Raw genomic sequence first — 14,401 nt, forward strand, 5'->3', positions numbered from 1 at the left:
CCTTCCGTCCCTAGTCAAAAACTCATGTATCCTGCCCGATCAGCTTGAACCAATCGTCTTCCGTGATCACTTCGACGCCGAACTCGCTGGCCTTGGCAAGCTTCGAGCCGGCCCCTGGACCCGCGACGACGAGCCCGGTCTTCTTCGACACCGATCCTGCGACCTTGGCCCCTAGCCGCTCGGCCATGGCTTTCGCCTCTTCGCGCGTCATGCGCTCCAGCGCACCGGTAAACACGACGATCTTGCCGGCGACGGGGCTGTCTTGAACGACGGCCTCCATCGGCTCGGGCGTCACATGTTCAAGCAAGGCGTCAAGCACTTTTAGATTGTGCTCCTCGCCAAAGAAATCGACGAGCGCTTCGGCGACCACGCCACCGATGCCATCGATATTCTCGATCTCGGCCCGCGCCTCCGCATCGCCGGCCGCAGCGGCTTTGGCCGTGGTCTGCAACGCCTCCATCGTATGGAAATGTCGCGCCAGGCGACGCGCATTGGTCTCGCCGATATGGCGAATGCCGAGCGCGAAGATGAAGCGATTGATCGCCACGCTGCGCCGCGCCGCGATGGCGGCGAAGAGATTGCGCACCGAGGTTTCGCCGAACCCTTCGAAATTGCGGATCGACGTCAGATTGCCTTTGGCACCGTCGCGCGCTTCGAGCGTGAAAATATCGGCGGCCGTGCGCACAAGCCCCTTCTCGAAGAAGAACTCGATCTGCTTGTCGCCCAGGCCTTCGATATCGAGCGCGTTGCGCGAAGCGAAATGTTTCAGCCGCTCCACGGCCTGCGCCGGACAGATGAGCACGCCGGTACAGCGGCGCACCACGTCGGCCACGCCCTTCTCGTCGATCTCGCGCACCGCGGCCGAGCCGCAGCGCGGACAGACCTGCGGGAATTCATAAGGCTTGGTGCCGGCCGGACGCTTCTCCAAAACGGGCCCAATAATCTGCGGGATGACATCGCCCGCCCGCTGCACGATCACCGTGTCGCCGATACGCACGCCCTTGCGCTCGATCTCATCCTCGTTGTGCAAAGTCGCGTTGGAAACAACGACGCCACCAACCGTGACCGGCTCCAGTTTGGCGACCGGCGTCAGCGCGCCGGTGCGGCCGACCTGGATTTCGATATCGCGCAGAATGGTCGTCGCCTTCTCGGCTGCGAACTTGTGCGCCACCGCCCAGCGCGGCGAACGTGACACGAAGCCGAGGCGCTCGCGCAAGGCCAGATCGTTGACCTTGTAGACGACACCGTCGATGTCATAGCCGAGCGAAGCGCGCAGCCCCTCGATCTTGCGATAAAAAGCCAAAAGATCGTCGGCATTTTCGCAGAGCGTCGTCAGCTCATTGGTCGGCAGGCCATAACGCTTGAAGGCGGCCACCATCTCCATCTGCGTCTTGCCCGGCAAAGCACTCACCTCGCCCCAGGCATAGGCGAAGAAATGCAACGGCCGTTTCGCGGTGATGGAGGAATCGAGCTGCCGCAATGAGCCGGCGGCCGCATTGCGCGGGTTGGCGAAGGTCTTCTCGCCCGCTTCCGCCTGGCGCGCATTCATCGCCGTGAAATCGGCGTGGCGCATATAGACCTCGCCGCGCACTTCCAGAATCTCGGGCGGATGCCCTTTCAGCACATGCGGGATTTCAGCGATGGTGCGCACATTGGCGGTGACATCCTCGCCCTCGTAACCATCGCCGCGCGTCGCCGCCTGCACGAGCTTGCCGTGTTCATAACGCAGCGAGCAGGACAGACCGTCGATCTTAGGTTCAGCGGTGAAAGGCAGCGGTACATCGGCGGCGAGACCAAGAAAACGGCGCACGCGCGCGATAAACTCGGCTGCTTCGCCATCCTCAAAAAGATTGCCGAGAGAGAGCATCGGCACCACATGGCGCACCTTGGCGAATTTTTCCGACGGTGCTGCGCCGACGCTCTTGGAAACTTCCGCAGTCTCGTGAAGCTCGGGAAAGCGTGCTTCGAGCTTTTCGAGATCGCGACGCAACGCGTCATAGTCCGCGTCCGAAATCGTCGGCGCATCGTTCTGATGATAGGCGATGTCGTGCTGGGCAATCTCCCGGGCGAGCCGCGCATGTTTGCGCTTGGCCTCGGAAGCGGACAGGTCGTCGATGGAAACAGGCTTCTTCATGCCATCAAATTAGCGCGGACGCGGGTCTCGTAAAAGCCAGGACCAGCGTTGTAAGCCACTTCTATTTGGCGCTTTCGATCAGCCGCCGGGCCGCCGCGCGGGCCTCTTCGGTGATGGTGGCACCGGCCAGCATGCGGGCAATTTCTTCCCGCCGGTCGGCCGCATCGAGCGCCTCGACCCGCGTCGCCACCCGCTTGCCCTTGTCGGCGGCCGCTTTGGCGATGCGCATATGGCCCCCGGCCCGCGCCGCCACCTGCGGCGCATGGGTGACGGCCAATACCTGCACTTTGGCCGCGAGCCGCGCCAAACGGTGGCCGATGGCATCGGCCACCGCGCCACCGACGCCGGTGTCGATTTCGTCGAAGACCAGGGTCGGCGCCGAACCACGGTCGGCCAGCACCACTTTCAGCGCCAACATGAAGCGCGCCAGTTCGCCACCTGACGCCACTTTGAGCAGCGGGCCCGGCCGCGTGCCCGGATTGGTCTGCACCCAGAATTCCACCCGGTCGATGCCATCGGCGGTGGGACTGGTGGGATCGCTCTCGATCGAGGTAGTGAAGCGCGCCTGTTCCAGCTTCAAGGGCGGCAGTTCGGCATTCACCACCTTGTCGAGCTGCGCCGCAGCCTTACGGCGGGAGGCTGAAAGCGCAGCGGCCGCCGTATCGAAAGACGTGCGCGCTTCGGCCAAAGCCTTATCGAGTTTGACGAGATGCGCCTCGCCCGCATCGAGCGCCGCCAGGTCAGCTGCGTAACGGGCTGCCAGTGCCGCGAGATCATCGACGGGCGTCGCATATTTGCGCGCGGCCGCGCGCAGCGCGAACAAGCGCTCCTCGGCGCGCTCCAATTCGCGCGGATCGAAGTCACAGGATTGCAGCGCTGATTCGACACTCTGCGCCGCCGTTTCAACTGCGTTCAACGCCGCATCGAGCGCCTTGAGCGACGGTTCGATCAACGCGGGGGCTTGCGGCGCACGCCGTTCTAGCCGCCGCAGGGCGGAGGAGAGAATCGACCCCGGAGAATCGTCGCCGCGCAGCGCATTATGTGCTTCGCGCAGTTCGGTCGTAACCTTCTCGCCTTGCATCATCGTCGTGCGATGCGCTGCCAGTTCTTGTTCTTCATTCGCGATCGGCGCCAGCTTCGTCAGTTCCGCATGGGCATGGCGCAGGAAATCGGCTTCCTTGCGGGCCGCTTCGATGCGCGCCTGCTCGCTGGCGAGTTCGCTCTGCGCGCTACGCACGCGCGCATGGGCGGCGCGCACTTCGGCCGCCTTTTTGTCGAGGCCGCCGTAGGCATCGATCAAAGCCCGATGCATCGCCGGATCGACCAGCGCGCGATCATCATGCTGGCCGTGGATCTCGACGAGGCAGGCGCCTATGGCCCGCGCCGTCTGCGCGCTCACCGCCTGATCGTTGACGAAAGCCCGCGTGCGCCCGTCGGCCAATTGCACGCGGCGCATGATCAATTCGCCATCGGCTTCGATGTCATGGGAGCGGGCAAGCTGGATCGCCGGATGATCGGCGGCAAGATCGAACGACGCGGTCACCTGACCCTGCGGCTGGCCTTGGCGCACAAGCGAGCCATCGCCGCGTCCGCCCAGTGCCAGCGCGAAAGCATCCAGCAGAATCGATTTGCCGGCGCCGGTCTCACCGGTCAGCACCGTCAGCCCCGCGCCGGGCGCGAGGTCGAGTTTGTCGATGAGGACGATATCGCGGATGGAAAGCTGAATCAGCATGGGCTCAACATCCCTTGCTTAGCTGATTCCGCTGTCAAATTGGACTGGGTTTTCCCCACTCTTGTGGGGAACGTGTCAGGCGCGCCGGAAGAGCCGAGAAATCCAGGAGGCCTGGCTCTCGTTCGGCCTCAAACCGCCGCCTTCGAGCAGAGCATAGGCATCCTTATACCACTGGCCATCGGGGAAATTGTGCCCGAGGACCGCCGCGGCCGTCTGCGCTTCGTTGGTGATGCCAAGCGCCAGATAGGCCTCGGTCAGACGATAGAGCGCCTCTTCGGCATGGCGGGTGGTCTGGTACTTGGCCAGAACCTCGCGGAAGCGATTGACCGCCGCCGTGTAATTCTTGCGGCCGAGATAGAAGCGGCCGACCGACATTTCCTTGCCGGCGAGCTGATCGCGCGCCACGGAAATCTTGAATTTCGCCTCTTCGGCATATTCCGACTTGGGGAATTTCTCGATGAGCTGCTGGAAAATCTTCACCGCCTCTTCGGCGCGTTCCTGATCGCGGGTGATGTCCGGGATCTGGTTATACATCGACATGCCAGCGAGATAGTAGGCATAGGGCGTTTCCGGCGTCGACGGATAGAGGCCGACATAACGGCGCGCCGCCGCGACCGCCTCGTCATATTTGCCGCCTTCGTAGTTCGAATAGGCGATCATGATGAGGCCCTTGCGGGACCACTGCGAGAACGGGAACTGCTTTTCGAGATCGGCGAATTTCTTGGACGCGCCGTCGTAGTCTTTCTTTTGCAGGCGAGCCAAGCCCTGGTCGTAAATCCCATCGGCCGGTTCGTCCGGCAGAATCTTGGTCTCGTACTTCTCGCCGCCGAAGGGGTTGAGCGCGCTCAGCGAATCCATGCCGCCCGAACAGCCCGCCGCCGGCAATGCCAAAAGCCCGAGCGCCACGACCCGTGCGCCGAGGGAAGCGGAAAAAAACTGTTCGACACGCATCATCGTCAAAACTCGCCCCTCATGCGGTGGCCCCTGCCAGGCGCCACGCCGGAAAATTCACGCTGCTTTTACCTTAAGACCAGCCCGAAAGCCACAGTCCCACCAATGTCATATGGACAAGGTAAATATGGCCAAAGTCAGCCTGAACCGCTGGTTATCCCGTTTTCAGGAATGATCGGCGGCAAAAGCCGGCGCAGCGGCCAGAACGGTCTCGACCGCCCCGGCGCGGCGCGGACGCGGCGCATCGACGATCTCATAAGCGGTTGAATCGGCGAACAGGGCTTCGAGCACCGCGACATTCATCTTGTGACCGCCGCGGTAGGAGCGGTAGGCACCGATGATGGGACGGCCGGCCAGAGCCAGATCGCCAACCGCGTCGAGCGTCTTGTGACGGACGAATTCGTCAGCGAAACGAAGACCTTCGGGGTTGAGAATACGATCGTCGTTGCCAATGGCGACGGAGTTTTCCAGAGACGAACCGAGCGCCAGGCCGGCATTCCACAGCCGTTCCACGTCGCGCAGGAAGCCGAAGGTACGGGCACGCGCGATATCGCTGCGGAACGTGCCGGCATCGAGGTCGACGACCGCTTTCTGGCGGCCGATCACCGCCTGGGTGAAATCGATCTCGACTTCCAGGCGGAAGCCCTGAGCGGCCGGACGCAATTCTGAGAACATCAGGCCATGTTCGACCCGAACCGGCTTCAAAACGCGAATATAAGAGCGCGGCGCCGCCAGCTCGACGACGCCAACCCGGTCGATCCCCTCGACGAAGGCGGCGGCGGAACCATCCATGATCGGCACTTCCGGCCCATCGATCTCGACCAGCACATTGTCGACGCCCAGGCCAGCCAGGGCGGACAAAAGGTGCTCGACCGTGGAAACGCTGCCGTCCGGCCCCTGGCCAACGACGGTGCACAACTCGGTCTTGCTGACATTGGACCACAGCGCCGGGATGAACTTTTCGGTGCCGTTCTCGCACCGGCGCAGGAAAACGATACCCGTGTCCGCGTCAGACGGGTGAAGAACCATGCGCACGGGCGCATTGGAATGGACGCCCGCACCGCAAAATACGGCGCTGTCGCGCAAAGTCGTCTGACGAGAGTAGAGCATTAAATCCCGATAACCCCTGATGGCCTGCACTCATGGCCACAATTTCGATCAGACCGCCGCTGCCCTGACCTTACGCATCAGATACAGCCAAGACCGTCGAACTTACGGCACGAACCTCTTCGCGATACTCCGCGTCCGACGCCACCATGCCGGCGACCTCAAGCTAGGCGAGCGCAAAGACAAACCCTCGCCCAACTTCGATCGTCAAAATACGCGTCCCAAACGCCATATCAAAATCACGCTTTCTAACGCTCTGTTACAAATAAACCGATCTTATTGAGGAAATATTGCCAGAAAATTCACTTTAGTTTTCAAATAATTAAGAGCCCGGCACGAATCCGTGCCGGGCTCTCTTTTTAAACCGCGCGATCAGAGCCGATCAGTTCGCCTGGCGACGCAGAAACGCCGGAATTTCGAACTGATCGTCATCGTTCAGCCGGGCCTGTGGCGTAACCCGACCGTGCAGGTCGAGTTGAGCCTGCGGCGCACGCACCGCCTGCGGCCGTTTTGCGTATTCAGCATGTACTTGCGAGGGCTGGCGCTGGGCCGCCGGAGCAATCGCGACCGGGGCGACGGCCGCCGGACGGGCCTGCTGGGCATGCACTTGCGGCTGGGCGTGCAATTGCTGCGGCGCGGGAGGCTCTTCGTTCCGGTTGAGGCCGAAAGCAGCGATTCGCTCGAGCAGACCGCGGCGGCGGCTTTCGAACTGATTCGGCTGGCCTTCGCGCTGGGCCCGGATCTGATCCTGGACCGGCTGCGGCAGCTCCTCGACCCGCGGCATACGCGCCGGACGAATGGCGACCGGGGGAACGAAAGCCTCTTCGGCAACGTCCGGCGCCGCATAGGCTTGCGGCTGCGGCTGATAGTGCGCCTGGGGCGCCGGCTGGTGCACAACCTGCTGGTGCAAGGCCTGCTGGTGATGAACCGGCTGGGGCGCGACCGGCTGCGGCATCGGCTGAACCGCCGCCAGCATCTCGTCGCGCTCGCGCAGAACCGCCGCCGCGCGCTGACGCAGCGCTTCGAGCGCGGCTTCCTGCGGCATGGTCTGGACCGGCGCGGCCTGCTGCGCGGCGACCGGAGCCGGAGCCTGCACCGCCTGCGGGGCCGGCGCGGTCACGATTTCGATCGGTGCCTGATGGGCCACGGCTTCCTGACGGGCCGCCGCCTGCTGGCGCAGCTTTTGGGCGACTTCCGCCACGCGCTGCTCGCCCGGGTTGATTTCCCGCGCGCCGGCCGGCTGATCGATACCCGTCGCCACAACGGAGACGCGCACGATGCCGTCGAGAGATTCATCGAACGTGGCGCCGAGGATGATGTTGGCGTCTTCGTCGACTTCCTGACGGATACGGCTCGCCGCTTCGTCGACTTCATAGAGCGTCAGATCGTTGCCGCCGGTGATCGAAATCAACAGGCCGCGCGCGCCGCGCATCGAGGTCTCATCGAGCAGCGGGTTGGAGATCGCAGCTTCCGCCGCCTGGATGGCGCGCTTCTCGCCGGACGATTCGCCCGTGCCCATCATCGCCTTGCCCATGTCGCGCATAACGGCGCGCACGTCGGCGAAGTCGAGATTGATGAGGCCTTCCTTCACCATCAGGTCGGTGATGCAGGCGACGCCCGAATAGAGCACCTGATCGGCCATGGCGAAAGCATCGGCGAAGGTGGTGCGCTCGTTGGCGACGCGGAACAGATTCTGGTTCGGAATGACGATCAGCGTATCGACCGACTTCTGCAATTCGGTGATGCCGTTGTCGGCCGTGCGCATGCGGCGCTGACCTTCGAACTGGAACGGCTTGGTGACGACGCCAACAGTGAGAATGCCCATCTCACGGGCGCAGCGCGCGATCACAGGTGCTGCGCCGGTGCCGGTGCCGCCGCCCATGCCGCCGGTAACGAACACCATATGCGCGCCCGCCAGATGATCGCGGATCTCATCGATCGCTTCTTCCGCCGCCGCACGACCGACTTCCGGATGCGAACCGGCGCCGAGGCCTTCCGTCACCTGCAGGCCCATCTGGATGATGCGTTCGGCGCGCGAGGCGGTCAGCGCCTGCGCATCCGTATTGGCGACGATGAAGTCGACGCCGCACAGACCCGACGTGATCATGTTGTTGACGGCGTTGCCGCCAGCACCGCCGACACCGCACACCATGATGCGGGGCTTCAATTCCCTCAGTTCGGGCGCCTTGAGATTGATAGACATATTGGCCTCACTTTAGTTGGACGACGCGCGCCCGGGTTTCACCTGATCTGCTTTCCAAGAAGCGGCTGCCGCCCCGCCTCCAAGACATTCAGAAATTGCGTTCAAAAATTCTTCCGCAACCAATTCACCACATTGCCGATATAGCCGTCCGTTCCCGTCATCTGCATCAGACCGCGGGCACGCGGTTCGAAATGTTCGATGCCCGAAACCTGCGGATAGACGAGCATGCCGACAGCGGCCGAGAAGGCCGGATTGTCGGCGGATGCCGGAAGTCCCTGCACACCCAACGGGCGACCGAGCCTGATCTGACCGGGCATCAAGCGCCGAGCCAGTTCCGGCAAACCTGTGAGCTGACTGGCACCGCCCGTCAGCACGACGCCATGACCCGCCTGCGCAGCAAATCCCGCTGCCGCCAGACGATCACGCACCAATTCCAAAATCTCTTCGACGCGCGGCTTGATGATCCGCACCAATTGCGACTTCGGCATATGGGTCGGATGATCGGCATCTTCGCCGACATGGGTGACGGCGATGACTTCGCGTTCATCCGACGGCGAGGGAATGCACGAACCATAATAGGTCTTGAGACGTTCGCTGTCGGCAAGCCGCATGGTCAGGCCACGGGCAATGTCCATGGTGATGTGATTGCCGCCGACGGCGATGGCATCGATATGCACCATCCGGCCACCAGCGAAAACCGCCATCGACGTGGTGCCGCCGCCAAGATCAATGACCGTCGTGCCGAGATCGGCTTCGTCATCTACCAGCGCCGCAAGGCCCGCCGCGTAAGGCGTGGCGACCATGGCTTCGACGTCAAGATGGCAACGCTCGACGGCCAGCATCAGATTGCGCGCAGCCGCGATGTCGGAGCTGACCACATGCATGCCGGCGCTCAATTCCTCGCCGATCATGTCCTTGGGATCGCTGATCTGCGAGGTATCGTCGACGGCGAAACTGGTCGGCAGCGAGTGCAGCACCATGCGGCCTTCGACGGCGGTGCGCGAAGCGGCAGCTTCCAGCACCCGATGAATCTCATATTCGCCGACACTGACGCCACCGATCGGAATCGAGGCGCTATAGCGATGCGAGGTCAGCCGGCCGCCGGTGATGTTGACGATGACGCTTTCGGCTTGCACGCCGGCCATGCGTTCGGCCGCGTCCACCGCATGGCGGATCGCCTGTTCGGCCTCGTCCATATCGACGACCGCGCCGCCCTTCATGCCGCGCGAACGCTGATGGCCGATGCCCAGAATACGGCAACGATGGGTGCGCCCACGCAGCACGTCCGAGGCTTCGATCGGCACGAGCCGCGCGATCAGACAAGCGACCTTCGACGTACCGACGTCGAGAACGCACAAAATGGCGCTCTTGCGCGCCGACAACGGTTTGATGCGTGGCGCGACGCTATATCCGCTCATGCCGGCCCCCGCTTGTTCTTGCTGGTTTTGGCGAGCGCTTCAGCGCGCTGAGCAGCAGCCTCTTCCGACAGTCGCAACACCACTTTGCCGGGTACACGCATGTCGATGATGATGATATCCTTGTCGAGCAATCGATAGTCATGAGCAAAATTAGCAAGACGGGCCATGGCCACTTCCGGCGCTTCTTCCGGCAATTTCACGTCAATGCCAGATGTCAGCTTCAAGTTCCAGCGCCGTTGCGAAATCAAAACGCCGGCACGAATCTTCGAACGCATGTCGCCAGCGGCTTCGACGATCTTCTGATATTCATTGACGCGCTTGTTGGCCCCGTCGCCAACGACGAAAGGCAAATGCGCGAAGCGGTCATCCTTGACCGCATCGATGGCCGTGCCGTCAGCGGCGATCACTGCAACCTCACCGTCCTTCTGCCACAGCGCCGAAGCCCCGCGCTCCTTGATGTCGAGCAGCAAGCGATCCGGATAAAGCTTGCGCACGCTTGCATCATCGATCAACGGCACGAGCTTCAAACTGTCGCGTACCTGTCCAGCATTGAGGAACAGAACCGAATTGCGCTCGCTGATGCCGCTGGCCGCCAGAATTTCTGCCGCAGTCAATTCGCGCTGGCCGCTGATGGTGATGGCATGAACGCCAAAGCCGAACGCGCTCGCCACCGCATCCTGCAGGCTGCCGTTCTCGGCCACGAAGCGATCATAGGCGCCACCGCGCAGCGCCCCGTAGATACCGACGGAGAGCGCGAACACCAGAACCAGCACGGTGCCGAAGCCGCGCCGCGTCACGAACGCGACGATCCGACCCAGCCGATCGCCCCGGCGCACGCGACGTCGTGGCGCGACGACGGGCAACCGTCGTGGCGCGGGCACGAGCGCGTGCTCCCTGGCTTGGCTGCGGGCCTGACCTCGTTTTGACGCAGGCGCCGTGGCGACAGCCAAGGGCGCTGCAGGAGTCAACGAAGCCAGAACCTCCTCTACCGGCCGCAGGAGGCGTCTTCCACCATCCATTGAACAAGCTCACCGAACGAATAACCGGCATAAGCCGCAAGCTCGGGCACAAGAGAGGTCTCGGTCATACCCGGTTGGGTATTGACCTCCAGTACGACCAATTCGCCGGTCCCCCCGGGTCCATCGTCGTAGCGGAGGTCGCTGCGACTCACGCCGCGACAGCCGAGAGCTTTATGAGCCCTTAACGCCAACTGTTGAATCGTTAGGTAAATATTTTCTTTAATTTTTGCCGGAAGGACGTGAATCGACCCACCTTTTGCATATTTTGCATTGTAGTCGTACCAGCCGCCGTCCGCCGCCCGGATATCGATGACGCCGAGCGCCTGATCGCCCATCACGGCGCAGGTCAATTCGCGCCCGCCAACAAATGATTCTGCAAGGATTTCATCGCCGTATGGCCAGTCCTCACGGGTCAGTTCCTGCGGCGGGTGCTGGTGGTCGCGTCCGACGATGAAAACCCCGTAGGAAGACCCCTCGGCGATCGGTTTCAGCACATACGGCGGCGTTAACACATGTGACCGAGCTGCGTCGAAACGGTTAACGACTTTGCCCGTTGGAACCGGAACTCCGGCCGCCGCCATCACCGTTTTGGCCATCGGTTTATTCATGGCGACCGCCGAAGCCAGCACGCCGGAATGGGTGTAGGGGATCTGCAAGACCTCGAGGATGCCCTGGATCGACCCGTCCTCGCCCGCCGGCCCATGCAGGGCGTTGAACGCCACATCCGGCTTCAGCTCGGTCAGGTGACTGGCGACGTTGCGGTCGACATCCACCCGCGTCACCCGATAACCCATGCCTTCCAAGGCATTAGCACAGGCCACACCGGAGCGCATGGAAACTTCCCGCTCCGACGACCAGCCGCCCATCAGGACGGCAACATGCTTCGACATTCCAAATCTCCGAGCCCGTCACGGGCGAATCGCCCACCCAGAGTGCGACGCCGGGGTCTACAACTTGGTTAACGGAATGGAAATTTCAGTCCCCGGCGAGCAGGTCACCGCCTATTCGCGGTGAACCGGATCGATCCACTTCACCGTCTCCGGCTTCTCGACCGGCTCGATGTCGAGATTGATCGCCACGGCCTGGCCGTCGCTGCGCACCAGTACGCATTCCAGCACTTCATCGGGCGAGGCGTTGATTTCCTGGTGCGGCACATAAGGCGGCACGAAAATGAAATCGCCCGGGCCGGCCTCGGCGGTAAATTCAAGCTTGTCGCCCCAGCGCATGCGCGCTTTGCCGCGCACCACATAGATGACGCTTTCCAGATGGCCATGATGATGGGCGCCGGTCTTGGCATCGGGCTTGATCGTTACCGTGCCGGCCCAAAGCTTCTGCGCGCCAGCGCGGGCGAAATCGATCGCCGCCTTGCGATCCATGCCGGTGGTCGAGGGCACGCTGCCCGCATCGAGCGAATTGCCCGGAATGACGCGCACGCCATCATGCTTCCAGCGCGGTTCGTCGTGAGAATGATGATGGTGCTCGCTCATGTGATGTTCTCCACGCCTGCCGCGGGCACGCCGATCCGGCGAATTTCCCACCGCAATTCAACGCCCGAATTGGCTTTCACGCGCCGCCGCACCTCTTCACCGAGGCCCTCGATATCGGCCGCAGTCGCGCTGCCCTTGTTGATGAGAAAGTTGCAATGCATCTCGCTCACCTGCGCATCGCCCATCGTCAATCCACGGCAGCCCGCCGCGTCGATGACTTTCCATGCACTTTGCGGCTTTGGATTGGCGAAGGTCGAACCGCCGGTCTTTTCGCGGATCGGCTGCGACGCCTCGCGCGCCGCGGTGATGCGCTCCATCTCGACGGCAATATCTTCCGGCTTGCCGGGACGGCCTTGAAATACCGCACTGGTGAAAATCACATCTTCCGGCGCTTCACTGTGCCGATAGGAAAAGCCCATGTCGGCATGGCTGAAGGTGCGGATATTGCCTTGGCGATCGACGCCGCGCGCTTCGACCAGGACATCAGTGGTTTCGCCGCCATGCGCGCCGGCATTCATGCGCAGCGCGCCGCCGATCGAGCCGGGAATGCCGCGATAGAACGCCAGACCGTCGATCCCCGCTTCCGCCGCCGCGCGGGCCAAACGCATGTCGGGCACGCCGGTACCGGCGCGCAGCCGATGGCCATCGAGCATCGTCACCTCGCCGAAAGCCTTGCTCGTCAGCCTGATCACCACGCCCTCGACGCCGCCATCGCGCACGATGAGATTGGAAGCGAGACCGATCACCGTGACAGGAATTTCCGCCGGCAAGGCTTTCAGAAACGCCGCGAGATCGTCTTCATCAGCCGGCGTGAACAGAACTTGCGCCGGGCCGCCGACACGAAACCAGGTGTTCGGCCCCAGCGGATGATTGGCGACGAGTTTGCCGCGCAAATTCGGCACGCGAGCGCGGATATCCGCCGTGATGTCAGTGAAAAGGGTCATTTGCGCGCTGCCAGTTCCGCCGGCAAGGAAGCCGCCCATTGGGTGATATTGCCGGCGCCAAGCAGCACCACATAATCGCCCGGCCCGGCTAGGCCGGCGATCATCTCCGGCAGTTTTTCCGGCGATTCGAGCGCCATGGCATTGCGATGGCCATGCGCCCGCACGGCGGCAACGAGCCCTGCCTTGTCCGCGCCCTCGATCGGCTTTTCGCCGGCCGCATAGACATCGGTGATGATGACATCATCGGCATCGTTGAAACAGCTCGCGAATTCATTGAACAGCGATTGCAGGCGGCTGTAACGATGTGGCTGCACCACCGCGATCACTTTATTCTTAGTCGAGGCTCGTGCCGCGCGCAGCACGGCGGCGATCTCAACCGGATGGTGGCCATAGTCGTCGAAAATCTGCGCGCCGTTCCATTCACCCGTCTTGGTGAACCGTCGCTTGACGCCACCGAAAGCGCCGAGCGCCTTGGCGATCGTCTCCGGCGTGACGCCCAGCTCATAGGCGACCGCAATGGCGGCCGTGGCATTCAGCGCATTGTGATGGCCGGGCATCGGCATCACCAGATTTTCAAGATAGGTCGCCTTCGACGTCTTGCGGTCGCGCACCAGAACGTTGAAGCGCGATGAACCGCCCGACAGGTCAACATCGAGCAGGCGCACGTCGGCCTGCGGATTGACGCCATACGTAATGACGCGCCGATCCTCGACCCGCCCGACCAGCTCCTGCACGGTCGGATGATCGAGACACATCACCGCGAAACCATAGAACGGCAGGTTTTCCACCAGCGCGCGGAACGCATCCTTGACCGCGTCGAACGTCTTGAAGTGATCGAGATGTTCGGCATCGATATTGGTGATGACAGCCACGTCGGCGGGAAGCTTCAGGAACGTGCCGTCGCTCTCATCCGCCTCGACCACCATCCATTCACCGGTGCCCAGGCGTGCGTTCGTCCCATAGGCATTGATGATGCCGCCATTGACCACCGTGGGATCGAGACCGCCGCCATCAAGCAGAGTGGCGATGATCGACGTGGTCGTGGTCTTGCCATGGGTGCCGGCGACCGCCACCGAGCGCTTCAGGCGCATCAGCTCGGCCAGCATTTCGGCGCGCCGCACCACCGGAATGCGGTTCTCGCGCGCCGCCACCAGTTCCGGATTGTCGCGACGGATCGCCGTGGAGACGACCAGCACTTCCGCCTTGCCGAGATTGTCGGCGTTATGGCCGACGAAGACCTTGGCGCCGCGCTCACGCAGGCGCTGCACATTGGCATTCTCGCTCGCATCCGAGCCCTGCACCGCATAGCCCTGGTTGAGCAGCACTTCGGCAATGCCCGACATGCCAATGCCACCGATACCGATGAAATGAATCGGACCAAGTTCGCGAGGCAGTTTCATGAAGGA

The 14,401-nt window shown here is 62.7% G+C and carries 11 protein-coding genes; all 11 read right to left on the reverse strand.

Going from position 1 to position 14,401, the window contains the following annotated elements:
* Positions 1-22 precede the first annotated feature (22 nt).
* The 11 genes from ligA to murC all read right to left on the reverse strand — a co-directional run bounded on the left by ligA (position 23) and on the right by murC (position 14,395).
* Entirely contained in the window at positions 23-2,134 is a 2,112-nt protein-coding gene (gene ligA / locus OIM99_RS21380) for an NAD-dependent DNA ligase LigA (protein ID WP_311852506.1), read from the reverse strand.
* Positions 2,135-2,195: 61 nt separating this feature from the next.
* Positions 2,196-3,866, reverse strand: coding sequence for a DNA repair protein RecN (recN, locus tag OIM99_RS21385; RefSeq protein WP_311852507.1), 1,671 nt, complete (start codon positions 3,864-3,866; stop codon positions 2,196-2,198).
* Between the two features lie 75 nt (positions 3,867-3,941).
* Positions 3,942-4,820 carry an outer membrane protein assembly factor BamD gene (locus OIM99_RS21390; protein WP_311852508.1) on the reverse strand — a complete coding sequence of 293 codons (879 nt, stop codon included), beginning with the start codon at positions 4,818-4,820 and terminating at the stop codon, positions 3,942-3,944.
* Between the two features lie 162 nt (positions 4,821-4,982).
* A complete protein-coding gene (gene lpxC, locus OIM99_RS21395; RefSeq protein WP_311852509.1) occupies positions 4,983-5,927 on the reverse strand; it encodes a UDP-3-O-acyl-N-acetylglucosamine deacetylase in 945 nt (314 codons plus the stop codon).
* A 379-nt stretch (positions 5,928-6,306) separates the two neighbouring features.
* Entirely contained in the window at positions 6,307-8,127 is a 1,821-nt protein-coding gene (gene ftsZ / locus OIM99_RS21400; RefSeq protein ID WP_311852510.1) for a cell division protein FtsZ, read from the reverse strand.
* 101 nt (positions 8,128-8,228) lie between these two features.
* Positions 8,229-9,545: a cell division protein FtsA gene (ftsA, locus tag OIM99_RS21405; protein ID WP_311852511.1), complete on the reverse strand. Its 1,317-nt coding sequence runs from the start codon at positions 9,543-9,545 to the stop codon at positions 8,229-8,231.
* The gene (locus OIM99_RS21410) at positions 9,542-10,426 is read right to left on the reverse strand and encodes a cell division protein FtsQ/DivIB (protein WP_311852512.1); all 885 of its coding nucleotides are present in this window, start codon (positions 10,424-10,426) and stop codon (positions 9,542-9,544) included. The genes ftsA and OIM99_RS21410 overlap by 4 nt, the downstream gene beginning before the upstream one ends.
* A gap of 104 nt (positions 10,427-10,530) precedes the next feature.
* Positions 10,531-11,454 carry a D-alanine--D-alanine ligase gene (locus tag OIM99_RS21415; protein ID WP_311852513.1) on the reverse strand — a complete coding sequence of 308 codons (924 nt, stop codon included), beginning with the start codon at positions 11,452-11,454 and terminating at the stop codon, positions 10,531-10,533.
* 111 nt (positions 11,455-11,565) lie between these two features.
* Positions 11,566-12,051: a cupin domain-containing protein gene (locus OIM99_RS21420; RefSeq protein WP_311852514.1), complete on the reverse strand. Its 486-nt coding sequence runs from the start codon at positions 12,049-12,051 to the stop codon at positions 11,566-11,568.
* A complete protein-coding gene (gene murB / locus OIM99_RS21425) occupies positions 12,048-12,995 on the reverse strand; it encodes a UDP-N-acetylmuramate dehydrogenase (protein WP_311852515.1) in 948 nt (315 codons plus the stop codon). Before murB ends, OIM99_RS21420 begins: the two co-directional genes overlap by 4 nt.
* Entirely contained in the window at positions 12,992-14,395 is a 1,404-nt protein-coding gene (gene murC, locus OIM99_RS21430) for a UDP-N-acetylmuramate--L-alanine ligase (protein ID WP_311852516.1), read from the reverse strand. Before murC ends, murB begins: the two co-directional genes overlap by 4 nt.
* Positions 14,396-14,401: the final 6 nt, after the last annotated feature.

Origin of the sequence: Methylocella sp. CPCC 101449 (assembly GCF_031921685.1) — a bacterium.
In the GTDB taxonomy this organism is placed as follows: Bacteria; Pseudomonadota; Alphaproteobacteria; order Rhizobiales; family Beijerinckiaceae; genus Terripilifer.

Bases quoted from the DNA above. Each gene is read 5' to 3' on its own strand.
- ligA (WP_311852506.1), bottom strand. From the start codon at position 2,134: ATGAAGAAGCCTGTTTCCATCGACGACCTGTCCGCTTCCGAGGCCAAG.
- recN (WP_311852507.1), bottom strand. From the start codon at position 3,866: ATGCTGATTCAGCTTTCCATCCGCGATATCGTCCTCATCGACAAACTC.
- OIM99_RS21390 (WP_311852508.1), bottom strand. From the start codon at position 4,820: ATGATGCGTGTCGAACAGTTTTTTTCCGCTTCCCTCGGCGCACGGGTC.
- lpxC (WP_311852509.1), bottom strand. From the start codon at position 5,927: ATGCTCTACTCTCGTCAGACGACTTTGCGCGACAGCGCCGTATTTTGC.
- ftsZ (WP_311852510.1), bottom strand. From the start codon at position 8,127: ATGTCTATCAATCTCAAGGCGCCCGAACTGAGGGAATTGAAGCCCCGC.
- ftsA (WP_311852511.1), bottom strand. From the start codon at position 9,545: ATGAGCGGATATAGCGTCGCGCCACGCATCAAACCGTTGTCGGCGCGC.
- OIM99_RS21415 (WP_311852513.1), bottom strand. From the start codon at position 11,454: ATGTCGAAGCATGTTGCCGTCCTGATGGGCGGCTGGTCGTCGGAGCGG.
- OIM99_RS21420 (WP_311852514.1), bottom strand. From the start codon at position 12,051: ATGAGCGAGCACCATCATCATTCTCACGACGAACCGCGCTGGAAGCAT.
- murB (WP_311852515.1), bottom strand. From the start codon at position 12,995: ATGACCCTTTTCACTGACATCACGGCGGATATCCGCGCTCGCGTGCCG.
- murC (WP_311852516.1), bottom strand. From the start codon at position 14,395: ATGAAACTGCCTCGCGAACTTGGTCCGATTCATTTCATCGGTATCGGT.